Genomic DNA, 349 nt, shown 5'->3' on the forward strand with positions numbered 1-349 from the left:
GCTCCGCATGCTGCTGTGCAACGACGGTACGGCCCCCGCGCACGGCACCCACCGCGGTTCCGCCGCGGAAATCCTCGCCGCGATGGGCCTCGACCCGGCACTCGCCGCCGACCCGCCCGCGTTCGGACCGGGCCACGGCGCGTCCGGCCCCGGCCACGCGGCGGGGCTGCAACCGGCCGCCCACGCCGCGATGAACCACGGCAGCAGCGGCATGATGCTGCTCCTGCACGCGGCGGCCGCACTGCTCACCGCGGTGTGGCTGTGGCGCGGCGAACGCGCGCTGCACCGCGTCGCCAATCTGATCACGCTGCCGCTGCGCGGCGCCGTCGCCCTGTTCCTGGCCTGGAGC

1 protein-coding gene is annotated in these 349 nt (G+C 76.5%); it reads left to right on the top strand.

Translation table 11 applies throughout. The annotated features are described in order from the left end of the window. The coding region (locus tag AC1DSF_RS31575) for a hypothetical protein (RefSeq protein WP_478184244.1) at positions 1 to 349 on the top strand (349 nt) is incomplete at both ends.

The organism is Variovorax sp. 01N429 (genome assembly GCF_056399425.1).